General features: G+C 61.1%; 26 protein-coding genes. 10 read left to right on the plus strand and 16 right to left on the minus strand.

Features of this window, described 5'->3' with window-relative positions; translation table 11 throughout:
* The first annotated feature begins 186 nt into the window (after positions 1–186).
* Together VEJ16_04785 and VEJ16_04790 are read left to right on the plus strand one after the other, a co-directional pair.
* Positions 187–468: a metal/formaldehyde-sensitive transcriptional repressor gene (locus tag VEJ16_04785; protein HYB08964.1), complete on the plus strand. Its 282-nt coding sequence runs from the start codon at positions 187–189 to the stop codon at positions 466–468.
* 217 nt (positions 469–685) lie between these two features.
* Positions 686–1,240, plus strand: coding sequence for a GFA family protein (locus VEJ16_04790; protein ID HYB08965.1), 555 nt, complete (start codon positions 686–688; stop codon positions 1,238–1,240).
* Between the two features lie 109 nt (positions 1,241–1,349).
* Here VEJ16_04790 and VEJ16_04795 read toward each other — a convergent pair whose 3' ends face one another.
* Both VEJ16_04795 and VEJ16_04800 read right to left on the minus strand, forming a co-directional pair.
* Positions 1,350–1,721: a winged helix-turn-helix domain-containing protein gene (locus tag VEJ16_04795; GenBank protein HYB08966.1), complete on the minus strand. Its 372-nt coding sequence runs from the start codon at positions 1,719–1,721 to the stop codon at positions 1,350–1,352.
* A gap of 226 nt (positions 1,722–1,947) precedes the next feature.
* Positions 1,948–2,175 (minus strand): hypothetical protein, encoded by a 228-nt coding sequence (locus tag VEJ16_04800; GenBank protein ID HYB08967.1) that lies wholly within the window; start codon positions 2,173–2,175, stop codon positions 1,948–1,950.
* A 355-nt stretch (positions 2,176–2,530) separates the two neighbouring features.
* Here VEJ16_04800 and VEJ16_04805 point away from each other — a divergent pair, with 355 nt between their 5' ends.
* Positions 2,531–4,405: a chloride channel protein gene (locus tag VEJ16_04805; protein HYB08968.1), complete on the plus strand. Its 1,875-nt coding sequence runs from the start codon at positions 2,531–2,533 to the stop codon at positions 4,403–4,405.
* A 182-nt stretch (positions 4,406–4,587) separates the two neighbouring features.
* Here the strand turns inward: VEJ16_04805 and VEJ16_04810 are convergent, their stop codons facing one another.
* From VEJ16_04810 to VEJ16_04835, 6 genes are all read right to left on the minus strand, one after another.
* On the minus strand, positions 4,588–5,463 hold the full coding sequence (locus VEJ16_04810; protein HYB08969.1) for an RNA polymerase factor sigma-32: 876 nt from the start codon (positions 5,461–5,463) through the stop codon (positions 4,588–4,590).
* A 378-nt stretch (positions 5,464–5,841) separates the two neighbouring features.
* Positions 5,842–6,309 carry a hypothetical protein gene (locus tag VEJ16_04815; GenBank protein ID HYB08970.1) on the minus strand — a complete coding sequence of 156 codons (468 nt, stop codon included), beginning with the start codon at positions 6,307–6,309 and terminating at the stop codon, positions 5,842–5,844.
* Between the two features lie 185 nt (positions 6,310–6,494).
* A complete protein-coding gene (locus VEJ16_04820; protein HYB08971.1) occupies positions 6,495–8,012 on the minus strand; it encodes a HAMP domain-containing sensor histidine kinase in 1,518 nt (505 codons plus the stop codon).
* Between the two features lies 1 nt (position 8,013).
* Positions 8,014–8,805: a response regulator transcription factor gene (locus VEJ16_04825; protein HYB08972.1), complete on the minus strand. Its 792-nt coding sequence runs from the start codon at positions 8,803–8,805 to the stop codon at positions 8,014–8,016.
* Positions 8,802–9,230 carry a hypothetical protein gene (locus VEJ16_04830; GenBank protein ID HYB08973.1) on the minus strand — a complete coding sequence of 143 codons (429 nt, stop codon included), beginning with the start codon at positions 9,228–9,230 and terminating at the stop codon, positions 8,802–8,804. The genes VEJ16_04825 and VEJ16_04830 overlap by 4 nt, the downstream gene beginning before the upstream one ends.
* Positions 9,231–9,665: 435 nt before the next feature.
* Positions 9,666–10,796, minus strand: a complete 1,131-nt coding sequence (locus VEJ16_04835; GenBank protein HYB08974.1) for a type III PLP-dependent enzyme — start codon at positions 10,794–10,796, stop codon at positions 9,666–9,668.
* A 529-nt stretch (positions 10,797–11,325) separates the two neighbouring features.
* Here VEJ16_04835 and VEJ16_04840 point away from each other — a divergent pair.
* A complete protein-coding gene (locus tag VEJ16_04840) occupies positions 11,326–11,838 on the plus strand; it encodes a CHAP domain-containing protein (GenBank protein HYB08975.1) in 513 nt (170 codons plus the stop codon).
* A gap of 82 nt (positions 11,839–11,920) precedes the next feature.
* On the plus strand, positions 11,921–12,316 hold the full coding sequence (gene crcB / locus VEJ16_04845) for a fluoride efflux transporter CrcB (GenBank protein HYB08976.1): 396 nt from the start codon (positions 11,921–11,923) through the stop codon (positions 12,314–12,316).
* 93 nt (positions 12,317–12,409) lie between these two features.
* On the opposite strand, the gene VEJ16_04850 is transcribed toward crcB, so the two are convergent.
* The 6 genes from VEJ16_04850 to VEJ16_04875 all read right to left on the minus strand — a co-directional run bounded on the left by VEJ16_04850 (position 12,410) and on the right by VEJ16_04875 (position 18,082).
* The gene (locus tag VEJ16_04850; GenBank protein HYB08977.1) at positions 12,410–12,796 is read right to left on the minus strand and encodes a RidA family protein; all 387 of its coding nucleotides are present in this window, start codon (positions 12,794–12,796) and stop codon (positions 12,410–12,412) included.
* An 88-nt stretch (positions 12,797–12,884) separates the two neighbouring features.
* Complete coding sequence (locus tag VEJ16_04855) at positions 12,885–14,672, minus strand: branched-chain amino acid ABC transporter ATP-binding protein/permease (GenBank protein ID HYB08978.1); 1,788 nt, start codon at positions 14,670–14,672, stop codon at positions 12,885–12,887.
* The gene (locus VEJ16_04860; GenBank protein HYB08979.1) at positions 14,672–15,547 is read right to left on the minus strand and encodes a branched-chain amino acid ABC transporter permease; all 876 of its coding nucleotides are present in this window, start codon (positions 15,545–15,547) and stop codon (positions 14,672–14,674) included. The genes VEJ16_04855 and VEJ16_04860 overlap by 1 nt, the downstream gene beginning before the upstream one ends.
* A 108-nt stretch (positions 15,548–15,655) precedes the next feature.
* Positions 15,656–16,798: an ABC transporter substrate-binding protein gene (locus VEJ16_04865; protein HYB08980.1), complete on the minus strand. Its 1,143-nt coding sequence runs from the start codon at positions 16,796–16,798 to the stop codon at positions 15,656–15,658.
* 106 nt (positions 16,799–16,904) lie between these two features.
* A complete protein-coding gene (locus tag VEJ16_04870) occupies positions 16,905–17,384 on the minus strand; it encodes a glutathione peroxidase (GenBank protein HYB08981.1) in 480 nt (159 codons plus the stop codon).
* 23 nt (positions 17,385–17,407) lie between these two features.
* Positions 17,408–18,082 (minus strand): sulfite oxidase-like oxidoreductase, encoded by a 675-nt coding sequence (locus tag VEJ16_04875; GenBank protein HYB08982.1) that lies wholly within the window; start codon positions 18,080–18,082, stop codon positions 17,408–17,410.
* Between the two features lie 147 nt (positions 18,083–18,229).
* Here VEJ16_04875 and VEJ16_04880 point away from each other — a divergent pair, with 147 nt between their 5' ends.
* Positions 18,230–19,000 carry a class I SAM-dependent methyltransferase gene (locus VEJ16_04880; protein HYB08983.1) on the plus strand — a complete coding sequence of 257 codons (771 nt, stop codon included), beginning with the start codon at positions 18,230–18,232 and terminating at the stop codon, positions 18,998–19,000.
* A gap of 174 nt (positions 19,001–19,174) precedes the next feature.
* Here the strand turns inward: VEJ16_04880 and VEJ16_04885 are convergent, their stop codons facing one another.
* Both VEJ16_04885 and VEJ16_04890 read right to left on the minus strand, forming a co-directional pair.
* Positions 19,175–20,377 (minus strand): Bcr/CflA family multidrug efflux MFS transporter, encoded by a 1,203-nt coding sequence (locus VEJ16_04885; GenBank protein ID HYB08984.1) that lies wholly within the window; start codon positions 20,375–20,377, stop codon positions 19,175–19,177.
* A 219-nt stretch (positions 20,378–20,596) separates the two neighbouring features.
* A complete protein-coding gene (locus VEJ16_04890; GenBank protein ID HYB08985.1) occupies positions 20,597–21,124 on the minus strand; it encodes a RecX family transcriptional regulator in 528 nt (175 codons plus the stop codon).
* A gap of 237 nt (positions 21,125–21,361) precedes the next feature.
* Between VEJ16_04890 and VEJ16_04895 the strand changes: the two genes are divergently transcribed.
* The 4 genes from VEJ16_04895 to VEJ16_04910 all read left to right on the plus strand — a co-directional run bounded on the left by VEJ16_04895 (position 21,362) and on the right by VEJ16_04910 (position 25,472).
* Positions 21,362–22,165, plus strand: coding sequence for an ABC transporter permease (locus tag VEJ16_04895; GenBank protein HYB08986.1), 804 nt, complete (start codon positions 21,362–21,364; stop codon positions 22,163–22,165).
* A gap of 199 nt (positions 22,166–22,364) precedes the next feature.
* Complete coding sequence (locus VEJ16_04900; GenBank protein HYB08987.1) at positions 22,365–23,552, plus strand: aspartate aminotransferase family protein; 1,188 nt, start codon at positions 22,365–22,367, stop codon at positions 23,550–23,552.
* 22 nt (positions 23,553–23,574) lie between these two features.
* Positions 23,575–24,489, plus strand: a complete 915-nt coding sequence (gene argF / locus VEJ16_04905) for an ornithine carbamoyltransferase (GenBank protein HYB08988.1) — start codon at positions 23,575–23,577, stop codon at positions 24,487–24,489.
* The gene (locus VEJ16_04910; protein ID HYB08989.1) at positions 24,477–25,472 is read left to right on the plus strand and encodes an Hsp33 family molecular chaperone; all 996 of its coding nucleotides are present in this window, start codon (positions 24,477–24,479) and stop codon (positions 25,470–25,472) included. Before argF ends, VEJ16_04910 begins: the two co-directional genes overlap by 13 nt.
* Positions 25,473–25,623: the final 151 nt, after the last annotated feature.

Genomic DNA, 25,623 nt, shown 5'->3' on the forward strand with positions numbered 1-25,623 from the left:
TTCATCGAGGCGGTTCTACTATGGCAGTCCATTTTCGTCTCAGCTGTTGTGCACGGTCGATGGAGCCTCGCCCCATCCGATAACCCGCCCATACACGGCGGAAATCGTGCCCGACCGAAACGGCAGGGCCAGCCCGCTATATACCATCCCGGGGTATAGTACAACGGTTTTTGTGAGGGGAACTCAATGACCCATCAGCTGGATCATGAACAGAAGAAATTGATCAACCGCGTGCGCCGGATCGCCGGCCAGGTCGATGCGATCGAACGCGCGATTCAGGAAGATAGCGACGGCGCACAAACGATGCAGCTCATCGCAGCATGCAAGGGTGCCCTCGATGGCTTGATGGCCGAGATCATTGAAGATCACATTCGCCACCACATGATCGAACGGCAGCAGAAGTCGGGGGGAGTCGATGTTGCCGCTGCCGAGGAGTTGATTGACGTGGTGAAGGCGTATCTCAAGTGAATATCGTGAACCCCGGGCGCCGACATTTTGAGCGACGTTGGTAGTGAACCGGGCTGGCGCGTTTGGTCCGATGATAGTGGGCCCGATGCGCATCTCAATGAGTTCATTCCCCGGTATGTGACCCTCTCGATCCTTCGACGCCACCGCTGCAGTTGTTGGTCATTTATGTTAATCGTGCAGGAGAGCCCCTAGCCTGGCCGTCGATGCGAGGTCGAGGATGAATTTGGAAAGCCCGGAGGAAGGTGCTGCACGAAAGCGACCTGGCCAACGCGTGGTCGGCCGCTGCCTTTGCGGTGCGGTCGAACTAGAGATCGAATTTCCCGCTTTTTGGGCTTGGCACGATCACTCCGCGGCAAGCCGTCGTGCGCACGGTGCCGCCTATGCGACCTATATCGGCTGCTGGCGCAAACACATTCGCGTGGCAAAAGGCCGAAGAAGCATCGCTCGCTTCGAGGATACGAAGACGAAGTCGACCCGGAGCTTCTGTTCCCGGTGCGGCACGCCGCTACTCTACGAGCGCAAGCGTTCGCCGCACATGGTCAATATCCCGCGGGCGCTTTTTACGGGACGTACGGGCCGGGAGCCCCGCTATCACGTCGCCATCGAGGAGCTTCAGGATTGGGCCTACACGGGTAAACGACTTGTTCCCCTCAAAGGTTACCCCGGTGTCGTCTGGGAACGCCCGAAATCGCGCAAGCGTCCACGCGACGTCGATATTCTTGAATTCCTCGACCGGCAGGACTTGGCCGCGCGTGTTCGAGTCGATCGGTGAAAGCAACGACGTTGGATCGGGTCAACCTGCCTCAGGTTCCAACGTCCATCTTCCTTCACGCTGGCGCCCCAACATCTCGTCGCCGCACAGGGCGAAGAGGCAATCATATTCAGGCGGCCTTCGAGCGTTTCGCGCGATGCCGACGATTTGGCATAGCAGCCTGAATTCGCGAGAGCTCCTTCGACAGCGCTGCCTCTGCCCTTTTTTCCATTTCTCGATAACTGCGAACGAGGTCGCGGCCGAACACAGTAAGCCGAGCGCCGCCGCCGGCTTTCCCGCCCTGCCTGGTCGATACAACCGGCTCTTTGAACAGCCCGTTCAACTCATCGACGAGCAGCCAAGCACGCCGATAGGACATGGCCATGGCGCGGCCGGCCGCCGAGATCGATCCGGTCTCTGCGATCAACTCAAGCAAGCGAATCTTGCCCGGACCAATGGCGGCGTCGGGCGAGAGGTCGATACGAATCCACAGCTTCAGCATCGTAGGATCGTAGCACTTGAGCTACGCACGCGCTAATGCTCGGCAACGAGGTGACTCGGACCACGCGTTCTCCAATATAGCGCCGATCAATGCCTTACTTGCTCCGATCGCGAAAGAAGCACTCGATTTCATTATCCGACGGAATGAAGCACTCGATACGAATCTCTTCCAAAGTGACGTCCTGGGCGTACGGAGCATGCTGATGGTTGTGAAGTGCAACCACCTGTCAGTTCGCGATGAACGGCCGCAGGCCATCGGGCGAAAATAGCGCGTCCGTCAGATCGATTCCGTCGACAGACGGGTCGACCCGCGGTGGGCTGGTGAGAAACTGGCTCAACCGCCCGGCACGGTCATTGACACCCAAAAGATTCCACCGTCGACCGATCACGTAGGCCGGAAACGGGTCCTGCCGGGAACGCCACGTTCCTGTTCGGCCTTTGTCATCTTCGGCCATCGGGTCTCGTTTACGTAGAGTGTCAGGAGGTGTTGCATGTCGAACCTCCGTCATGGATCCCGGGCGGACACATTGCCCGGCCAACACAATGACGCTCGAGTGCCCGCGATTTGGACATTTGTCGACGGGTGCAGGCATGATTGCGCGGGGTACCGACCGCTTCGGTCGAAAGACCAATGCTAAGTTCTGGTATCGAATACCGCTCGTCACGACAAGGACGCACATTGGCGTTCTCCTCCCGCGGGGTCATCGGATTTTGAAGCTCCTGCCGCTTTCGAGGGTGGCGCCGAGCGGGGGAGCGTAGCAATATCCGCCGGCGCCCATCACCCGGCGGCTGAGAACGGAGTGCGCGATCGTGACGACAAGCGTTACGAACAAGGGGACAATGGCGTCCTGGCTCGACCGCCTCCCATGGCTGGGGCCAATCGTGCGTACCGGCAGGGCGGCACACAAATGGCGGCTTTTCGTCCGGCTCGCCCGCAAGGACGAGATATTCGTCATCCTCCTCGCGGCGATCATCGGCGCACTCGCCGGCGGGGGTTCCGTGGTATTGCGCAAGCTGGTCGTCTGGCTTCAGCGCGTAACGCTCGGCGTATCGGTCGAGGGGCATCCCGACTGGACGAGCAACCTGCATCAATGGCGCGTCCTGACCGCCCTTTGCGCCGGTGGCCTCGTCTATGGCCTGGCGATTTACTTTTATCGTCGTTGGCGTCCTCGTGAAATTTTTGACGCGATTGAGGCAAACGCGCTCTACGGCGGGCGCATGTCACTCACCGACAGCGTGGCGATCGCTGCAATGACCGTCGGCTCCGTCGGCATCGGGGCGTCGGTGGGGCTCGAAGCTGGGGTCACACAACTCGGTGCCGGAATGGCGAGCTGGATCGGGCAGAAACTCAAGGTGCGTCGCGCGACCTTGCGCACCCTTGTCGGATGCGGTGCGGCGGCCGCTATCGCCGCGAATTTCAACGCCCCGCTCGCCGGGACTTTCTATGCTCTAGAACTCATCATGGGTGGATATGCGGTTGCCGCCCTCGCTCCCGTGACCATCGCGGCGATCATGGGCACGTTCATTTCGCGTACCGTATTCGGAACGGCGCCAATCTTCGAGGTCGTCGGTGGTATGCGGATCGCGGGGCCGGATTATGCGCTATTTGCGGTCCTCGGCCTGGCAGCCGCGGTCGTGGGCGTTATCGTCATGCGCATTGCCACGATCGTCGAAGCATGGTTCAGCCGCGTGACGGTTCCGTCTTGGGCCCGCGTCGCTATTGGGGGGCTCGTGCTGGCGATGATCGCAAGCGCTTTTCCCCAAGTGCTCAGCAGCGGACACGGCGCTATTGCAGAGACCGTCAATCAGAAATTCGATCTCGAGATGCTGGCATTTCTCGTATGCGCGAAAGCCCTCGCGTCCTCGATCAGTATCGGCAGCGGCTTCCGCGGCGGCCTTTTCAGCGCATCGCTTTTTCTCGGAAGCCTCCTCGGCGGCACTTTCGGATTGCTTCTAGCTCTCTGGGCGCCGGGTGCATTAGCCGACTATATCGCCTATACGCTCGTGGGCATGGGAGCGCTCGCTGCCTCGATTGTGGGGGCGCCCATCACCATGATTCTCCTCGTCTTCGAAACCACACTCGAATATCCGATCGCGATCGGCGTGGCAGTCGGTGTGATCGTCGCAACCGTCGCAACCCGGCGCTGGTTCGGATATTCGTTCGCAACCTGGCGTTTTCATGTGCGTGGAATGGATCTCCACGGCGGATACGATGTGGGCAGGTTGACGGATCTATCGGTGCGCCATGTGACGAGCCGGGATCTCTTGCGCGTATCGGCGTCGATGCCACTCGACACGCTCGCGAGCTTATTCCTGCTCGGTCGGACAAAAATCGCTTACGTCGAAAAGGAGGATGGGACGCTGCTCGGTGTAGTCGATGCCGCCGATATCAGTCACATGCTGCTCGAACACCCACAGGAGCCCGTCGCGAAAGTGTTAGGGAATGACCCCCCACTCGCCCTTACGCTCGACGACCGGCTCACAACCGCGCTTGAATTTTTCGAGCGAGCACAGCGTGACGTCGTCCCAGTGGTCGCCTCGCGCGACAACCCTCGGCTTGTCGGCTGCGTTCGTGAGGTCGACGTGTTTCGACGATATCTCGAGGAGGCCGAAGGCATTCGCCGCGAGGATGTCGGCGACGTCGACTTTTTCAGCGTCCTGATGTCGCGCCGGCGCCGAACGTAGAGCTCGCCAAGTACGATATCGAATCGCCAAGGCTTTTTCAGCGGTACCGTTGTGCAAAATTCGGGAAGTGAGGGATGGGTCGGGTCAGGGAGAGAACGCCGCGATTACCCCGAGCGACTTCAAGAGGCAGATGTGTGAGAGGGACGCCGGGTCGAAACGGCAAACGGCACTCTGGCCCGTTCTCAGCTTCCCCAGGCGGCAGGTTGGGCGGCATCGCCACGCATGACTTTGCCAAGTTTCTCGATTGCACGCGCCTCGATCTGGCGCACCCGCTCGCGCGACACGCCGTAATGCAGGCCCAGATCCTCAAGCGTTTTTGGCGCATCGCTCAATTGGCGTTCGATGAGAATCTGGCGCTCTCGCGGCCGAAGCGTGCCGAGGGCGAACTCAAGGCGCTTGTGCCGTTTCTCCGCTTCGTCTCGATTGAGCACTCGAAGCTCCGGGTCCTCGTCTTCGTCAATCAGGAAATCCTGGCGCTCAGTCTCACCGCTGGTGTCCATCGGTTCGTTGAGCGAGGCGTCCCGCCCGCTCATCCGGCGGCTCATTTCGATTACTTCCGACTCGTGGACGCCCAACGTTTGGGCGATGGAGCGCACAGTCTCGGGCGATAGATCACCGCCGTGGATTTCCTCGTGCTTCGCGGCAAGGCGGCGGAGATTGAAGAAAAGCCGCTTTTGCGAAGCTGTCGTACCCATGCGCACCAACGAACTCGAGCGCACAACGAGATCCTGGAGTTGCGCACGGATCCACCAAATTGCATATGTGCTGAGCCTAAATCCGCGGTCGGGATCAAAGCGTTCGATCGCTTGCATGAGCCCGAGGTTTCCCTCGGAGATCAGCTCCGCAAACGGCAATGCGTACCCTCGAAATGAACGCGCCACTTTGACGACGAGGCGAAGATGACTGCCGACAAGGCGGTCGAGCGCCTTGCGATCACGCCGGTCGCGCCAGCGCCGGACGAGCTCGATTTCCGCTTTGGCGTCGAGCATCGGATAGCGCCTGACTTGCGCGAGATAGCTACCGAGATCGGGATCGCTCGGGATGGAACGGCTGCTCACGCGCAATGTCCTTGCCTGGCAACTGGCCCCACGGGCCGCTGCCGCGCTCGCTCGAGGCTGACAACATGCTGCATCGATTTGCTTATTGCTTTGCTCGCGGTTTTCAGATTGTCGCCCAGACGACTGCCGGCGTCAGGCGGTGCGTATCCTGCTTGCAGGAGAATGACCGATATATGGGTACCGCCTCAAAGCGTTCAAGAGGTTTTCCCCGGATGCCACCCCCCCTCCACGCCTGCACAAAGTAGCCCCGCCGCGAGCGCGGCGGGGCCAAGGTGGAGGAAGCGGCCCGTGGACGCACACCGCGTGCCGCTCCGGGGAGCGCAAATGCCGTGCTGTAGGGAAAGTGGGCGTCCCGATTCACGGTATCTGCGCCAGGGATCAAACTCGTGCGCGGCTTGGACCAAGCATCCGGATAAGCTCGATCGAGCCGAATATCTCGTCCGTCCAACCGTGCGCGGCCGCCAAGTCGAGGCTCTCAATGAGACCCGACCAACCGCGTTCATGCAACCGACGCTCTATGCTCTTATGCACTTGGTTGGCAAGGACGGCGTTGCCGTTCTGCTCAAGCGAACGCGGCCCCAGATAAAGGAGGCCGATCCTGCCATCTGCTAGACGACCGACCGACCCGTACCGGCTCAGCGCATCCCCAACCGCCTCGGCTGCCGAACCGCGCGAGACTTCCCCGAGGCCAACCGCGAACATCGAAACGGGAATATGCACGCCGCGCAGCATGCGCAAGCTCCGTTCGATATCCGCATCGAAGGCGTGCCAAGGGAGGAGCGTGTCGTTGTCGATCAATATGCCTGCCGCACTCGGCGACCTGCGCAGGCTTGTAAACAACGACATCAAAGAAATTCCTCCCGCGGGCGACCCGCGCGGTCTACTTCACAATATCGATTTAGCATCGGGCCGCGGCCTTAAAGGGAACAAGATTGGGACATTATTGAGACTAGAGACGTGTTCTATCCCGGTGAAACGCATCGCGTTTCTTGCGGGGCTGAGCTTCTCGCTTTGCAGATGAGGTGCTTCGATCAGCGCGCGAGCGGCAGCGCCACGACCACCCGGAAGCCTCCCTCGGCCCTGTTCTCGGCTGCGACGACGCCGCCCATCGACTCGACATTGCGCCGGACGATCCAGAGCCCGAGTCCATAATGTACCTTGCCACCCTGCGGCTCGCCCGGCGGCGGATTATTCGCCACTTCCGCGGAACGCAGCGAGACGAAACGCTCGAATATCTGCTCGATCTTGTCGGGTGCGACACCTGGTCCTTGATCGCTGATCGAAAGTTCCGCAACCCCGCTTCGGGCACGTAGGATGACCTCGATCTCGCCGTTGAGAGGAGAAAAGCTGAGCGCGTTTTCGCATATGTTCTGCACGATGGTTTCAAGAAGCGACGGCGCGCCAATGACGACAAGGCCCGGCTCGATGCGCGCGACGATGCGGACTCGCCCAGGCTCGTGCGCCTCGCGATATTCCTCCGCAATCTCCTGGACAAGCGCTGAGAGGGGTACGGGTTCGTGTGGCGGATTGATCGAATCGGCAATGGTCTCGTCCAGTCGGCGGGAGGCGGAGACGAGCCCGTCGAGTCGCTCGAGCGATCGATCGATGATGTCGAGGGCTCGCAGCGTGCGCGGATCGTCCCTGGTAACACCGCGCCTGAATGGCTCGAGCGATTGCGCGATAATTCCGATCGGAGTCTTGAAGGCGTGAGCGGTCTCTTCGGCGGCGAAACGCAGCGCCTGAGCGGACGAGCGCAGTGTCGACACGAGCCTGTCGAACTCCTCCGCGACCCAGCTCAGTTCGGGAATTCGGTTCAAGGAGGAGAAGGTGCCGCGTAACTCGCGACCCGTGCGAAGGTTGCGCGCGAGCCGTCCGAAGCGGCGCAAGCTCAGGCCCGCCTGCATGAAGAGGACAGTCACGATGAGTGCCATGACGAGATAAATCGCCGCGGCGAAGCGCACGGCACCGGTTTGCCAATACGGTTGGCCAATCGATGAGCCAAGGAACTCGGCTGATTGATAGGACGTCACGACGGCCCAACAGCCTGTACTTGCCTGAATGGGGATGACGGACGTAAGCAGCTCCTGGCCGCCGGCCGGATTGGTGTATCGAATGCCGAGCGGGGCGACGTCTGCACAGCTATCCTTGAGCCGGTCGAGCACTCCCGAGTTGAGCAGATCCTGGCGTTCCTGCTCGAGATACTGCGACGGGACCGCAGGTGCGGAAGCCACGTAATAAAAACCGCCATTGGTAAAGTCGTCGGCGCGGCGGAAGAGGAGCTTGATATTGGGTCCGGCAATGCCGAGGCGCAACACGGCCTGCGCGATCGACCGCATTGCCGAGCCGTCGATCCTCTCGACCGCCGGGCGGAGTGCTTCCGCGATGATGCGGCCCTGGGCCTCGACGTTTTCGAGGAGAAGGCGATTCTTCTCGGCGTCTGCCGCGCGAAATTGCTCATAGACGATGCTGGGCACCGCGAAGAAGATGGCGACCAGCACCAAAATCTTCACGACAAATGAGCGCGAGATGCGCTCGAGCTGGCCCATCATCCTAGGAATCGTCGCCCTCCCTCTCGTGCCAGCGGTAGCCGAAACCGGAGTAGTTCTCGATCTCGTCGAAATCCGGGTCGACGTCGCGGAATTTCTGACGAATTCGTTTGACGAACGCTCGCACGTTGGAGCGGTAGCCTTCCATACCATAGCCAGCGACGAAGCCCTCGCCGTGCACCAGGTCATAGAGCTCGCGATATCGAACGTCCTGGCCGACGCGGGTTGCAAGTAGTTCGACCATCTTGAATTCCGTGATGCTCAAGGGCACCTCGAGGGTTTTCCAGAATGCCCTGCTTGACTCGCGCCGAAGTTCCAGCTCGCCGCGCATCAATGTGGACGGTCCGTCGTCAACGTCCCGCACGGTGTCATCGTTGGCCGCGGGCCTGCCACCTTTGATCCCCTCCAAGATCAAATTCAGGCGTTTCAGCAGGATCGAGAAACTGCGCGATTTCTCGACGAAATCGACAGCACCGCCCTGAAGTGCTGCTTCCTCATAGATCTGATCGGTCAAAACCGTCAGGAAAATGACGGGCACTTGCAAGCCGGCCTGGCGCATCCGCCGCAGGACCTCGATGCCGTTCATCTCCGGCATCTTCCAGTCGAGCAAGACGATATCGTTGTCCTGCTCGGCGAGGAGATGCCGCAACGCGGGTTCCCCGCCCTCGAACGAGCACACATCGAAACCCGCATCGACAAGATTTTGTCCGAGCGACTCGCGAAACAGCGCGTCATCGTCGACCAGAACAAGCCGCGTGCGTGTGCCGACCTGCCTTAAAAATTGCGTATCGCTCATGAGCCTGACGGTCGCAAGGAGGCTACGCAGGCCCCGCCTTGCAGGCCCTTCGGTCCGTTCGGCTTTAGATCGTAGGTCAATGCTTTGAACGTCTGAGTGCCGAGGTCGAGATAGAAGAAAATGTCCAGTCCGCAGCCGGAGGAGCCGTAAGTCCAGATCACGGCCGGCGGCTCGTCGCGCATCGCCGATGGATTGCCGAAAAGACGTCGAGTCTCTTCTTGCGAGAGGCCCACAAGCGTCTCCGGCTCTATGGGCTGGGTCACGCGATCTTTGGGCGGCGGGACCGGCACCGGCAGCGCCGCCACCTGGTTTGAACGTGCTGTCGCCGCCGGCGGTGGCGGTGGCGGCGTAGGCGCAATGCTCTGCTCACTCGTTTCGCATGCGCCGAGCGCCAATGCCACAAAGAGCGGGATAGACCGTGACAATCGCACTGGTGTCCCCCGTGTCTAACTAATTTAGGGTTTTCGTAACGGCCCAAAAATACACTTCCGGCGCCCCGCCGCAATCCCCATGACGCAGGCAGCATTAGTGCTGAATCGTGTTTAAGAAACAATTAACGAATTCGGCTCCGATTGACCCGACAGTCGACCAATATAAAGTGAAGTGGATCTGACCAGTTTCAAGACTTAGTTCAAAGGACGGGCGAGCCTACCAGGTATTGGGCCAAAGTGACGTAGTGCCAATCGTCGGACTCCTGCAATTCTGTCGATAGCCCAGCGGCCGGCGCTTAATGCCGGCTTCGGCAAAACCGGGCAGGGTTTTGCTGAATTCGTTCTTGAATCCCTTAAAGCCGCCTCGGATGGCAAAATCCGACGCCCCGAGTCGCCGAAGCCGCGTTTGCTCCGGTCGAGGTGATGCGCTCAAACGAAATAGGCTTTAAGCGGTGCAAAGCCGTTGAAACCGACGGTCGAATACGTTGTGGTGTAGGCGCCGCAGGACAGGATGCGAACCTTGTCACCCTCCTTGAGCGACAGCGGAAGTCGATAAGTCGTCTTCTCGTACAATATATCGACACTGTCGCAGGTCGGGCCCGCGAGAACGACGGGGCCGGTGGCGTCGCCGTCGCGCGTCGTGCGCAGGCGATATTTGATCGCCTCGTCCATCGTTTCGACGAGACCCGAGAATTTGCCCACGTCGAGATAGATCCAACGCGTTTGCTCGCCCACATCCTTGGTTGAAATGAGCACGACTTCGCTCTCGATGACGCCTGCGTCGCCGACGATGGCACGGCCGGGCTCGACTATGAGTTCCGGCATGCTCGCGCCGAAGTGTTTCCGCACGGCGGCAATCACAGCTGCCCCGTAATCCTCGTTCGAAGGGACATCCTGATGATAGCGGCTCGGGAACCCACCGCCGAGATTAATGACGCGCACGTCGACACCTCGTCCGCGAAGCTCTTCCCAAAGGCGCGCGACCTGCCCGAGGACCTTGTCCCATTGGGTCACGTCAGTCTGCTGAGAGCCGATATGGAAGGAGATGCCGCATGCATCGAGCCCGCGCGACTTGGCATGCACGAGCAATTCAACCGCCATGCCCGGCGAACAGCCGAACTTGCGCGAAAGCGGCCATTCCGCACCCTCATTATCGACGAGGACGCGGCAAAAAACACGGCTGCCCGGTGCAGCACGCGAGAGCTTTTCTATCTCGCTTTCCGCGTCAAAAGCGAAAAGCCGTACGCCCTTTTCATAGGCGTAAGTAATGTCACCCTCTTTCTTGATCGTATTGCCATACGAAAGGCGTGCGGGATCGACCCCGTGAGCAAGGCATAGATCGATCTCGCCGGGGCTCGCCGCATCGAAGGCAGCGCCCAGGCGTACGAGCAGCCTGATCACTTCGGGTGCAGGGTTCGCCTTCACCGAATAGAACGTTTGGGCAGGCTCGAGCGCGCGCGCGAGTGCGAGATAGCTCTGCTCGACCATTGCAAGATCGACCACCAGGCACGGTGTTGCCGGCCGCACCGTGTCCAAAAACTCGGCAATGCGCGGTGTAATTTCGCCGCGGGCCACGTGTGGCGGAACCACACGAAGACGCGCCTTCGACTTGCGCTTGACAGATGGGCGAACGCGTCCAGGCCCAGGTTGCGGCAAGGGCTGGCCCTGCTCGACAATAGCCCGCTCGCTGGGAGTTGCCACGGAGGCCGACGCTGAATTTCCGATTTGTCGACGACGGGTGGCGTGGCCACCCTTATTGGCTGCGAACATCGATTGCTCCCTCTCGGTCCGGCATTCCGCCGAATGACAACCCAAAAGAGACGCGACCGTCGTTGCATAACCACAGAGGGCCAGCGGCACGTGCGTATGCGTCAGTAATCCTACATACGCCCTTTCAGACGAGACGCAAGAAAATTCTTCATAAAGAGGGCCAAATCTTCGCGAGTGGAGGGGCTCGGAAATCTTAAGCCAAAATTAACCACGGGGGTTGAACTCCGTAGCTAAATAAGGGATGGTTTGGTTAGCAAACCCGGCGCCAAGTCCGGGAACGCATTGCGGTAGTGGGTCGAAAATAACTGTGGGGGGCAGCATGACGAGTCGCAATCTCGCCAAAGCACTTGCGTTTGGCGTCAGCACGTTTGTTTTTCTCGTTACATCCTCCGAATTGACACCCGCCTCGGCTATCCAGTGTGCGCCTTATGCCCGCAGCATTTCCGGCATCGATCTTTATGGCGCTGCTTGGACGTGGTGGGCTTCAGCAAACGGACGATATGAGCGCGGAAATACACCCAGGATCGGATCAGCAATCGTCTTCAAGAAGCTGAAGGGGATGCCGTCGGGACATGTCGCGATCGTGACCGCGGTGGAAAGCTCACGCCTCATCAAGGTCAATCACGCAAACTGGGTGCATCGCGGACGACAAGGCAAGGTCGAGACAAATGTCTCGATCTACGACGAGTCGCCCAACAACGACTGGAGCCAAGTGCGGGTCTGGTATTCGCCAGTCCACGATTTAGGCGTCAAGGTGTATGCGACTTATGGCTTCATCTATCCCATGGGCGTGTCGAGCCGCGTCGCCGACAAGTGGCGCACGAGCAGCTAAAGCACTCTGGCATCGCGTCATAGAACGTCCAGCCGTGAGGTGCTCTCGCTTGGTGCCAGCATTCGCCGATGGACGGCCCTGAGTGAGCGCTTATCTCTGGATTGCACTCGGAAGTGCGATCGGTGGTGTCGCCAGGTACGGTGTTACCTACCTATTTGCCGCGACGGTCGGAGATGGGTTTCCATGGGGCACCTTGGCGATCAACGTGTCCGGGTCCTGGCTGATCGGTTTCTTCAATACGCTGAGCGGGACGGATGGGCGTGTCCTGGTGCCAGTACGGGTCCGTCAGTTCGTCATGATCGGTATATGCGGCGGTTACACGACGTTCTCCGCCTTCAGCCTCGAAACGCTCAACATTCTTCAGCGTGGCGCTGTCCTTTCGGCGGCCGCTTACGTTACGGCCTCGGCGACGCTCTGCCTCGCCGCCGTCTGGTCCGGTCATTTACTCGCGGCCCGAACGAACCGCCTCGCGTTCTAGTGTGGCGAATCCGAAATTCGCCACATTAGGGGGCGGGGCGGGGAGCGAATTTCGGATTCGCCACACGAGCGCCCCGGCCGCAGAAAGTAGCCCTCAATGCTTTGCGGCCACTGCTTCAAGCTCGAAGAGCCAAGCCGGCGAGGCAAGTGCCTTGACGATCACGAGCGTTGCCGCTGGCGCCGGATCCTCGATGAAGCGGTCGCGCACTGCGCGGGCGATCGGCACATGTGCGGGATCAACCAGATAGTAGTTGAGCCGCACCACGTCACGGAACCCCATCTGGGCAGCCTCGAGGGCGGCTTCGAGATTGCGCCACGCTTGTTCACACTGCGCCTCGAACCCTTCGACAGTCGAGCCGTCGATCCTCGCGCCGACTTGACCCGCGAGGAATACCCAGCGTGCGTTCGGCGGGATTTCAACCACCTGGCTGTAGCGGCCGGCTGGCGGTGGCACCGTCGGGGGATTAAGGTGTTTCAGCAATTTTCGACCCTCCCTTGGTTATTCCCCATATTCGATGAGTGGTATCCAGGCGTGTCCGAGCGAGTTCACTGTGAGCGTCTCGCCGAGTTCAACCGAATGCCGGCACCGCCGGTGCGCCGAGGTAGACCTCGATCACGCGCGCGTCGTTGCGCACGACCGCCGGCGCACCTTGGGCGATGACACGCCCGCTGGCAAGGCAAATCACGCGCGTTGCGAGTGGCATAAGAAACGACATGTTGTGCTCGATGACGAGAAGCGTCAGGCCACCGGCAGCGAGCGCTGCGAGCCGATGTGCGAGGTCGGCCTGGTCCGAACCGCTCAGACCGGCGGCTGGCTCATCGAGGATGAGAAGGTGTGGCTCGAGCGCCAAGGCGCGAGCAATCTCCATCCGGCTCCTAAGGGCCTGCGGCAAATCCCCGGCCCTGTACCAGGCGTGCTCTCGAAGACCGAGACTGTCGAGAAGGGCCATGGCGTGGCCACGCGCGCGTGCGAGGCGCGCGTCGGTCCTGCCAGTTCCGAGCGCTTTCGTAAACGAAGCCCTCTCAAGGACGAAGCGGGCAACGGCAACATTGTCGAGCACAGTCATGTCGTCGTCGAGATTGCTCGCTTGAAACGTGCGGGCAATCCCGAGGCGCGCAATGCGGAAAGACGGTAAGCGCGCGAGGTCGCAACCGGCGAAACGAATGCGCCCGCGCATCGGCCGATAAAGGCCGGTGAGCAGGTTGACGAGCGTGGTCTTGCCCGAGCCGTTTGGCCCGATAAGGCCGATGACCTCCCCTCGCGCGATCTTCAGATGCACGCCATCGAGTGCCCTGACACCCCCGAAGGCGATCGTGAGATCGTCGACTTCAAGGAGGGGCGTCCCGGCCGGTCCGGTCTCGTCCGGCGCCCATGCTCGTAGAGGATCGGGAACGGGTGGCGGGCATTCTGGCCAGAACCGGGCCCGAATCCGCTCGATGGCCCCCACGATACCGTAGGGTGCGGCAATGATCGCCACGAGCGTCACAGCACCGTAGGCGATGAGATACGAACGCTCCAGCGCGCGGAACCATTCGGGCAGGTGCGTGAGCAGTACCGCGCCCACAACCGCACCTGAGATTCGCGCCCGGCCGCCGATGACGACCATCATGAGGCACATGACCATGATCGGAAAACCGAGTGCTTCCGGCGAGACCACGCCGACCGCGTGAGCGTAGAGCGCTCCGGCCGCACCCGCATAGAGCGCCGACAGCAGGAAAGCAGCCAGGCGCAAATTGCCGATATCGATGCCAAGGGCGAGTGCTGCAAGGCTGTTCTCGCGCATGAGCTGGAAGGCTCGCCCATAAAGCCCGCGCATGACCTGCCAACCCAGGGCGCCGCCGACGGCCACGATCGACCAGACGAAAATCAGGAGGGGCCAGCCTTGCTCGATCTCCCGCCCCAGCACGGCGATTGGCGGGACACCCGCAATGCCGTTGGCGCCACCTGTAACGCTCGTCCAATTGAGGGCGAAAACGAGGACGACCTGTCCAATTCCGAGCGTGGCGAGGGCAAAGTAATGGGTTTCGAGGCGTAGGACCGGCAGCGCCACCGCGAGTGCGACGAAGCCAGGGAGTGCGATCGACAGCGAGAAGGTTGTGCCAAATCCAAATCCGAAGGTGGCGCCAAGGATTGCCGTCACGTAAGCCCCGAGGCCGAAAAAGCAGCCGTGGGCGAGTGAGAGGGCGCCTGCATAGCCAAAGGCGAACTGATAGCCGACGGCGAGGATTGCATAGACACCCGAGATCGTGAGCAAGCGAAGTGTATAGGCGTCACCCTGGAGTATCGGGTAAAGGAGGAGAATTACCGCGAGTGCCGCAAGCGGCAAACGGATACCCGAGATGAGGGTGGACGCCATCAAACGCGCCTCTGCGCGCGCTCGCCGAAAAGGCCCTGGGGTCGAAGAAAGAGTATCGCCAGAACAGTTGCATAAAGAAGCACCGTCGCCGCGGCATAGGAGACGTAAGCGGAGACGATCGCTTGGAAGGCAGCGACAAGGAGGGCACCGACCACCGCACCCGCGATGCTACCCCAACCGCCGATCACGACGGCGACGTAGGCTGTCATGATGAAGTCGGTGCCGCGGGTGGGTTCGACGAAATATTTGTGGGAGAGGAGAAGTCCTGCCCCACCGGCCAGAGCCGAGGCAATGGCGAAGGTAAGTGCAATCATGCGATTGACCGGAATACCGATTGCACGTGCCATCTCGCGATCCTCCGCCGTTGCGCGCAACGCGCGGCCAAGCCGAGTGCGGGAGAAGAGCAGGCTCTGCGCGAGAATTGCCGCTGCGGCGACCAGGACGATCGCAAGAGATTGCTCGCCGATTGAAACGCCGTCGCCAATATGAAACACCCGATCCGCGACGAGTGCCGGTGTCGAGCGCGGCTCGGAACCGTATATCGCATTTGCGGTATTCTGAATGATGATGCCGAGTGCGATCGTGCTCACGTAGACTGCTGCCGGCGGACGACGCATGAGCGGAAAATAGGCGAGGGCCGAGAAAACGAGGCCGAGGGCCGCCATCGTAAGTATGACAACCGGTAGCAAAACGAGGCCGGGTAGCGCCATCACGTGCGCGAGTGCGACGGTAACGAAACCGCCCGCCATCACTAAATCGCCGTGGGCAAAATTGACAGCCCCCGTCGCATTGAGCACCAACACGAATCCGAGGGCGACCAGCGCGTACGCGGCACCGAGGGCCACACTGTCAATGGCGAGTTGGATCAGCGCCACGAAATCTCCGCGAAGCCCGCAACGGCGGCTGTCCGCCTAGTGTGGCTTTGAATCCAAAATTCGCTCACGGTCCCGCATCCAGATGTGGCGAATTTCGGATTCGCCACACTAGGGTGCTGCGTCCACGTTGTCGTAGCGCTTGACGACTTTTGGAATGCGAGTCTTGCCGTCATAGCACACGATCTCCGCCGAATGGGCCATGTTGCCGACCCCGTCCGACTTGTACGTCATGGCGATGCCCTTGAAGCTTTTGGTCGCGAGATAAGCGCGAACGTCCTCGGGTGTTTTGGCACCCTCCTCGACCGCCTTCAGCACCATTGCCACGCCATCATATTGGCCGAGGGCATATGCGTCAGGGTCGGTTTGGAATGCGGACCGGTATTCGGCTAGCCATTTTTTGACGGCGGGCGTCTCGCTCGATATTGGCGAAGAACCGGTCTCGGCGCATACGCCTTTCATCTCGTCGGGTTCGAGAAGGGCCGCGGTCGAGGGCTGATGCATGGCGGAGCTGGCGACGATCGGAAATGGAAGGTTCATGGACGCCGCTTCCTTGACCACGAGCGCCATCGAACCGGCATGGAGCTGAAGAACGAGCACATCGGGGTTCGCCTCCCGCACCTTTAGAAGGATCGGCAACATGTCCTTCACGTTGGTATCGAGGCTGTCTTCGAAAACGAGGGGAGCGCCGAGCCGGTTGAACTCGGACGTCAGCACGGCTTCTCCACTCTGGCCGTAAGCGGTTGTCTGAAAAAGAAGTGCTGGGCGCTTCTTGCCGAGCGTCTCCACCGCGTACCGCGCCTGCACAACCTTGACCACATTGTCCGCGGGGAAAAAGCGGAAGATGTAGGGATTGCTCAATTCTGTGATTTTCGCGGTACCGGATACGGTTACCAAGGGGACCTTGTGCTGGTTCGCGAGCGGGAGAATCGCCAGCATTTGGATGCCGAGGATCGGTGCCACGATCGCAATCGGCGTTTCGGCCGAAACGGCTTTTTCGAACGCGTTGACCGCAATTTCCGGTGAGGTGCCGGTATCCAGCACCTCGCCCTTTGCTTTGACGCCCGGTGGAGCGTGCTCAAGCGCCAGCACGGCCCCGTTGCGCTGGCTGTTCCCTTCCAGCGAGAGAAAGCCGGTGATTGGAACCAGGATTGGAATGATCACCTGCGCGGCTTGGGCGAGGCAGGTCCCAATCGTGAGTGCGGCACCCATCGCCGCCCCGAGAAGCCCAACTTGCAAAGTGCGCTTCTTCATCCTCGCAATCCCAATGTCAGGCCGTCTGTGCGCAATGATAGCGTATAGAATGGCACGCAGGGAGGGAGGTGACGCTAAGGCGCTGGTTTGGCGGCAGTGCTGGGCGTCATGGCGCCAGGGCCGCCTCGATCTCTCGCACGATCGCGGGGTCGAGCGGGCCGACCCGCGAGGGCCACATGCCCGCAAGCTCGCCGTCGCGTCCGATCAGGTACTTGTGGAAATTCCATCGTGGCGCCGAATCCTCACCAAGCTCGCTAACGACCCAGCGATAGAACGGATGCGCATCCTCGCCCAAAACCCTTTCTTTGGCGGCGAGTGGGAAATCGACGGCGAAGTTCGTCGTACAAAATGTCTTGATTTCGGCCGCTGTACCGGGCTCCTGGGCGCCGAAGTCGTTCGACGGTATCCCCAGCACGACAAGGCCTCGCGCCTGGAATTTCCGCCATAGCGATTCGAGATCCCTATATTGCGGCGTGAACCCGCAAAATGATGCCGTATTGACGACGAGCACGGGTTTGCCTTTGTAAGCCGCAAGCGGCAATGGCTCGCCGTCGATCGATTTGAAACTGAAATCGTAGGCGGACATGGATTTCCCCCCGGCTCGTTGCCTCAGCTATAGCGCTCTTCCTTCCAAGGATCGCCGTAATTGTGGTAACCCCGCACCTCCCAAAAGCCCGGCCGGTCTTCGGCGGCGAACTCGATGCGTTTCACCCACTTGGCACTCTTCCAGAAATAGAGATGCGGCACGACGACGCGCACCGGTCCGCCGTGCTCGCGCGTGATCGGCTCACCCTCCCAGCGGTCTGCGAGAAGCGCATTCTCCACACCGAAATCGTCGAGCGGGATGTTTGTCGTATAGCCGTCGAAAGAATGAAAAATGACGTGCTTCGCCTCGGGTTTCGGCTTCACGAGCGCCATGATGTGCCGCGCCGCGACTCCCTCCCATCGATTGTCATAGCGCGACCACGCGGTGACGCAATGAATGTCGGACTGGGATCGCAGGCGCGGCTGCGCAAGAAAATCGTCCAAGGTCCAGTGGACGGGGCTCTCAACCAGCCCGTCGACGTCGAGGCGCCAACGCGACGGCGGCAACATTGGCTGAATGCCAAGGTCGAGCACCGGCCAATTCTTGACCTCGCGCTGGCCGGGCGGCAGACGCTGCAGCCTCCGCTCGTCCGCTCGCCCGGTAATGAGGCGGCCTTCGCGCGCCCATTTCTCCTTGCTCGCCACAAGCTTATCCTTGATGCCGGTCATCAGGCCGGGCTTGCTGCTGTCATTACCCATTCGCGCTGCCTTTATCTCTCAATCGGGCGCTTTCGCGCCAATCGCCCTTAGGGTTCGGCCGTAAGATAATGCAAGGTTCGCTTTGGGCAACCCCTTCGCGGTCCGAAAGCCTTGACGCGAACCACCTGCCTTGCGAGGTTTCGCCCCATGAACATCGATTATGGGCGCACGGCCAAGGATTACGGCCGTCACCGCGCCGGGTTTCCAGAGGCTTTTTTCGACCGACTCAGCAATTTCGGCATTGGGCGGCGAGGGCAACGCGTGCTCGATTTCGGGACCGGTACGGGTAGCGTTGCGCGCGGCCTCGCCCGGCGCGGCTGCGATGTCACGGGACTCGATCCCGCGGCCGCTCTCATTGAAGAGGCCCAGCGTCTCGATCGCGAAGCAGGCGTTGAGATCGCCTACGTTGTCGGCCGGGCTGAGTCGACGGGCCTGCCGGCAGAGGCATTCGAGGCGGTGACCGCCGGGCAGTGCTGGCATTGGCTCGACCGCCGGCAAGCGGCCAGGGAAGCGCGCCGCCTGCTTATTCCGGGTGGGGCGCTGGTCATTGCGCATTTCGACTGGCTGCCGCTCGCGGGATCGGTCGTCGAGGCGACGGAGCGGCTCATCCTTGCGCATAATCCTGCCTGGCCCTACGCGGGTCTGAATGGCATTCATTCCCACTTTCTGGCAGATGTCTCAGGTGCTGGATTCTCGGCACTGGAAACCTTTTCATTCGACCTGTCCGTGAGCTATAGCCACGAAGCATGGCGCGGCCGGATTCGCGCGAGCGCAGGCGTCGCGGCGAGCCTGCCGCGTGATCGTGTGGCGCGCTTCGACGAAGCTCACGCTGCGATCCTCGCGAAAGATTTCCCCGGGGACCCGCTTGCAGTCCCGCATCGCGTGTGGGCAATCGTCGCACGCGCGGCGACAGCCTAGTGTGGCGATTCCGAAATTCGCCACATCTGGATGCGGGACCGTGAGCGAATTTCGGATTCAAAGCCAAACGAGTAATATGTTGTATCTAGTGTGATATTCGGATTTGAAGTTCCCAAACACGGATGCCGCCAAAATGACAGGAACTTCAAATCCACCACACTAGGGGTGGCGGGTTCAGCGCGTCAATGTGCGCTGAGCGACGAGGCTCCCGATGCCTGCGACGGCGATAATGCCGGCCATGGGTATCGCCGTGCCGTCATTCAACGCGCTGAGCAGAGCGCTCAAGAGGCTTCCCGAAAGGAATTGAAGCGTGCCGGCGAGGGCCGAGGCGACGCCTGCGCGCGAAGGGAACAGGCTGAGACAGCCGGCCATCGCATTGGCGCCGACCAGGCCGATCGCCGTGAGATAAGCGAAGAGGGGGAGGAGAACGCCGACCGGACTGCCCCATCCCATCGCGGCGAAAAAGACCAGCACCGCACCGGAACCAGCCGCACCGAGCACACCGTAACCAAGCATCCGGTCGACCCCGACCCGCATGACGATGCGGCTGTTCAAGCCGGCGCCCAGCAGGAAACCGATGACGTTAAGCGCGAAGATCTTACTGAAAGCCGTGGGCGAAAATCCGAAGAGCGTGATGATGACGAAGGGTGACCCGGTGATGTAGACGAACATGCCCCCATAAACGAGGGCGCCGCTCATCGCGTAGCCAATGAAGCGCATATGGGTAAGTGGCTCGGCATAGGCCGCAACCTGTGCCAATGCTCCGCCATGCGCGCGGTGATCGGATGGGAGAGTTTCGTGAAGGAGTGCGATTGTGGCAAGCGCGCAAGCGAGGCCGAAGCCGGCGATGATCCAAAAGATCGTCCGCCATCCAGAGAAATAGAGGATTTGGCTTCCGACGAGCGGAGCCATGATTGGGGCGATCCCCATGATGAGAATCATTAGCGAGAGGACACGGGCCGCCCGGTCCCGGTCGTAGAGATCGCGCACCATCGCCCGTGCGATCACCGGGCCCGCGCAGCCGCCGATCGCCTGAAGAAATCGCATGGCGATGAGAAGGTTCAGACTGCTCGCGAAGGCGCAGCCCACACTCGCAATCGTGAAGAGAACAAGCCCGCCGAGAAGCGGAGTGCGGCGCCCAAAGCGATCCGAAAGCGGCCCGTATATGAGTTGCCCGCCCCCGAAACCGAGAAAAAAGGTGCTGAGCGTTAATTGCGCGTCTGCGGCGCTGGCGCCAAAATCCGTCGCGATTTTGGGGAGACCGGGGAGATACATGTCGATCGACATCGGGCCGAATGCGGTGAGCGATGCAAGCACGACTATCAGCACACCTTCGCGACGGCGAAACGGAGGGCGGATCGCGGATGCGCCGGTCATGCGGGCTTCGTGTCCTCTTGTAGATGCCTGCGGTATCGCGATTCGGGTGGAACAGTGCTTGCTGCGGCAAGTAGGCACTACGCGGTCGGAAATACGCTCGTGTCGTGGATGTGAAGTTCCTTACATTTTGGTGGCATCCGCGTTTTGGAACTTCAAATCCGAATACGACACCAGGCGCATCATCCCTCAAAAGCATCTTGCCGTGAAGTCACCCTCCGCTCACTCAGAAAATTCATCCGTTCGACATTCATCCGCAATGCTATCCAACGCGTCTCGGTCGGCGGCATCGACGATGCGACGGGCAATATCGTGGGAAAAGCCTTGGCGGGCGAGGGCTGCGATATCCTTCTGGCGTGTTGCTTTCCGCTCGGCTTCGGCGCGGCAGGGCCCGAGCCGCCGCCGGCGCGCGAACCGTGCCGCGGCCTTGAGGTCCGCATTCCCACCCTGGTTTTGAAACCTCGCAAGTGCTGCTTCGATCAGCTCAGCCGCAATACCCTTCGCCGCAAGGCGAACGGCAATGTTGCGCACAGCCACGCCCCTACGGCTCAGGCTAATGGCCTGGGCCTCGGCATATTTGCCGTCATCGAGGGCCGAATTTGCGCACAGACGCGCGACGGTCTCGTCGATCCATCGAGAAGCGATCCGGTACTCGGGGTCGTCGGGGCGGTGACCCGCACGTATAAGGCGGCGCAACAGCACCCGGCGCAGGTTCTCGGCTGAGCTCGCAAAGCGGCCGAGATAACGCAAGGCCGCATTGTCAACGTGCTGGCGTGTCAACGGGCGAGATGGACGGCTGCTTCGGGCTCTTCTTGTTCGGGGCATCGACACCCTTGGCTACAGCCAGAGGCACTCGGCCCCTTGTCGTTGGGCCAGTGTGCCACGACTCGCGCGGGCCTGCCATGTCCCTCCCGCGGTTGCGGAATGAGCTCGAGATGGCCTATCTATCCCACTCGTGTTTTCGGCTGCGAGATCGGTTCCGGCAGGATGAGCGTTGCTTCCCCTCCCAACCCACGCCGCTTCGGCGTCATCAACTGGATCGGCCTCGGCACCCTGTGCGCCAAGGAAATCCGCCGCTTCATCAAGGTTTATACCCAGACGCTTATAGCACCCGTTGTGACGACGCTGCTTTTCCTTGCGATCTTCACGCTGGCACTCGGCGGCGGGTCCCGCATGGCTGGAGGTGTGCCGTTCGCCGAATTCCTCGCGCCAGGCCTCGTCATGATGGCGCTTGCCCAAAATGCTTTTGCCAATACGTCGTCCTCGATCATCATCGCGAAGGTGCAGGGCAACATCGTCGACGTCCTAATGCCACCTTTGAGTCCGTTTGAATTGTCGCTCGGATTCATCGTGGGCGGGGTTGCACGCGGTATTGCAGTCGGCCTTGTCGTAGCCCTGTCGATCGCGATCTTCGTGCCGATGCAGATACAGCATTGGCCCTACGTCATCTTCCACGCGCTCGCTGCGGCGACACTCCTCTCCCTACTTGGCACGATTGGCGGCGTATGGGCCGACAAGTTCGATCATATCGCGGCGGTGACCAATTTCATCGTCACGCCGCTCTCGTTCCTCTCTGGAACCTTCTATTCACTTGAGAGACTTCCCGACTTTTGGAAGGCCATTGCCTACGTTAACCCATTCTTTTACATGATCGACGGGTTCCGCTACGGTTTCATCGGTCACGCAGACGCATCATTGACGGTCGGCGTCGCCGTGATGCTCGGTGCGAATTTCGCCCTCTGGTGGCTTTGCCAACGTATGTTCGCGCGCGGATACAAGCTCAAGGCATAGGCCGTTCGAGCCTGCCATTGCGGGAACGGAAACGATAGGATCGGAAACGACTCGCCGAGCGCCCTTCGGCCCGAGTCCAATGCACGCACCCCTTGCAGGGGCTTCGCTTTCGCGCCATCTCAATTGACACGTTGCGGTCGATTGCCAATACTCACCGGCTTTCCTTGGCGTGCCCCCAGGTATGTTTTTGGAGGAATCCGTGATCCCAGCCCTGATGCCCACCTATAACCGGTGCAACATCGCGTTCGAGCGGGGGGAAGGGGCGTACCTCTTCGCGACCGATGGGCGACGATTCCTCGACTTCGCGTGCGGCATCGCGGTCACCGGTCTGGGCCACGCGCACCCTCACCTTGTGAAAGCGCTCATCGAGCAGGGCCAAAAGCTCTGGCATTGCTCGAACATCTTCGAGATCCCGGCACAGAAGCGCTTGGCCGAAAGGCTCGTCGCCAAGAGTTTCGCGGATACCGCGTTTTTCTGCAATTCGGGCGCGGAGGCGATCGAGGGCGGCATCAAGCTCGTGCGCAAGTACCACGACGAGACCGGCAATCCTGAGCGCTATCGAATCATCTGCTTCAACAATGCGTTTCACGGCCGCACGCTGGCGACAATCGCGGCGGGCGGGCAGGAGAAGCACCTCAAGGGCTTCGGGCCCGATGTCGATGGCTTCGACCACGTGGCATTCGGCAATTTGAACGAAGTGCGCAACGCCATCACGAAGGAGACAGCCGCGATCCTGGTTGAGCCCGTTCAGGGCGAAGGTGGGGTCAGTGCCGCACGAGAGGATTTCCTTCTGGGTTTACGTACCGTGTGCGACGAATTCGGCCTGCTTCTCTTCATGGATGAAGTGCAATGCGGCATGGGCCGTACCGGCAAGCTCTTCGCCCATGAGTGGGCTGGCATCAAGCCGGACGTCCTATCGACCGCGAAAGCGCTCGGCGGCGGGTTCCCGGTCGGCGCCGTCCTCGCGACCGAGAAGGCGGCGGTCGGCATGACGGCCGGCACCCACGGCTCGACCTTCGGCGGCAATCCGCTTGCGATGGCGGTCGCCAACGCCGTGCTCGACGTGATGTTCGCCGACGGCTTCTTCGATCGGGTAGCCGCGCTCGGCGCCGATTTCGGCCGCCGGCTCGAAAAGCTCGTGAAAGCTCACGGCCGAGTATTTTCGGAGGTGCGCGGCATGGGGCTTCTGCGTGGCCTTAAGTGCGCCGATGGGTTCACCAATACCGACGTCGTCGCGAAGCTGCGCGAGCAGAACTTTCTGACGGTGACGGCCGGCGACAATACCGTCAGGCTCGTCCCTCCGCTCATTATCGAGACGCACCACCTCGACGAGGGGATGGTGGCCCTCGAGCAGACTGCCGTTGCCCTGGAGGCACCCCGGTCATGAGTTGCGTCCCGAGCGCTCCGTCATGAGCGGGGCCGGCGCACCGCGGCACTTTCTCGACCTCGATCGGTTCGATTCGGCGACCCTCAGGCACATGCTTGAAATGGGCAAGGCGTTCAAGCGCGGCGAGGGGCTGAAGTCGAAGCCCCTCAAGGGCAAGACCCTCGCCATGTTGTTCGAAAAGCCCTCGACGCGCACGCGCGTTTCATTCGAAGTGGGCATGCGCGCGCTTGGCGGGGAGGTGGTGGTGCTCGAGCGGGATGGCATGCAGCTTGGCCGCGGCGAAACGGTCGCCGACACAGCGCGCGTCCTCTCGCGCTACGTCGACATCATCATGCTGCGCACGACGAGGGAAGAAAAACTCCTCGAGCTTGCCGAGCATGCGACCGTGCCCGTGATCAATGGCCTCACCGATCGCACCCACCCGTGCCAGATCATGGCCGACGTGATGACGTTCGAGGAGCATTGCGGGCCCATCGCGGGCAAGGTGGTGGCCTGGGCCGGCGACGGCAACAACATGGCGACGTCATGGATCCACGCCGCTGTGCGCTTCGGCTTTACGCTGAGGCTCGCTTGCCCAAAAGAGCTCGGCCCGCCCCGGCAGGTCGTGGAGTGGGCGCGCAAGGAGGGCGCCTCTATTCTCATCACCGACAAGATCGGCGAGGCCGTGAGCGGGGCGGACTGCGTCGTCACCGACACCTGGGTCTCGATGGGAGAGCAGGAGATTGAGGCGCGCTATGCGCTTCTTCCACCCTATCGGGTCGATGACAGGATGATGCGGCTGGCCAAGCCCGGTGCTATCTTCATGCATTGTCTTCCCGCACATCGCGGCGAGGAAGTAGCGGCGTCGGTGATCGATGGGCCGCATTCGGTCGTGTGGGACGAGGCCGGCAACCGGCTGCCTGCGCAACAAGGGATACTGGTCTGGTGCCTGACTTGACGGAGCGTGACGCCGACGCAGTTGCAGGCATGGCCGGTCGCGATGACGATCTCGTCCAGCCGTTCCAGATCGAAGCCCAGTCGATTCGGGGGCGGCTGGTCCGGCTCGGCCCTCTCGTCGACGACGTGCTTTCGCGTCACACCTATCCCGAGCCGGTCGCCACAATGCTCGGCCAAACCTTGGCGTTGACGGCATCGCTCGCCGGCACCTTCAAGTATGACGGGGTCTTCACGCTCCAAACCAAAGGTGACGGGCCTATCGCCATGCTGGTCGCCGACGTGACGAGCAAGGGCGACATACGCGGCTATGCGCGATATGACGAAGCGAAGCTGGCCCACGCGGAAAGCCAGCGTGCCGAAGGCCATGGTGCGCAAGGTGTGGTTCCTCGCCTGCTCGGCGCCGGCTATCTCGCATTCACGGTCGACCAGGGCGCCAACACGGAGCGCTATCAAGGCATCGTCGAGCTGCAGGGGGCCGAGCTCGTCGATTGCGTGCACCATTATTTTCGCCAGTCCGAACAGCTCAATGCCGTCTTCAAGCTCGCCGTCGGACGGGTCGAGACGGAGGACGGTCAGAAGGGATGGCGTGCTGCCGGCCTGATGCTGCAACGCGTTCCGCTCGCGGGAGGCGAGCGGGAGGCAGGTCTCGTCCCGGCCTCGGAAGACGCCCAGGAGGATGGGTGGCGGCGAGCGCTCGTCATGATGGGCAGTGCGACGGACGCCGAACTTCTGGATCCCTCGCTCGGCCCGCACGATTTGCTCTACCGGCTTTTCCACGAGGACGGCGTGCGCGTTTTCCGCCAACGTCCATTACGTGCGGGTTGCCGTTGCTCGCAGGATCGGGTCGATATGGTGTTGAAGGCGCTCTCGCCCGAAGAACTCAAGGATATGACGGTCGATGGCCGCATCAGCGTGGTTTGTCAGTTTTGTATGCGCGAATATTCATATGACGAAGCCGCCATTGCGGCATTGAAAGCGTCCTGACTTTCTACCCGTCCCTTTTGACGCTGCCTCGATTCTGACACAGTCTTCCCCCATGTTCCGGACTTGACCATTCCAACGCTTCTCGACGTATAAATCTCCAGATCCAAGACCAGATCCAAGAGAAGAGACCGATGGCTCTATCGAAATTTGC

The sequence above is a fragment of the Alphaproteobacteria bacterium genome, assembly GCA_035625915.1.
GTDB lineage: Bacteria > Pseudomonadota > Alphaproteobacteria > JACZXZ01 > JACZXZ01 > DATDHA01.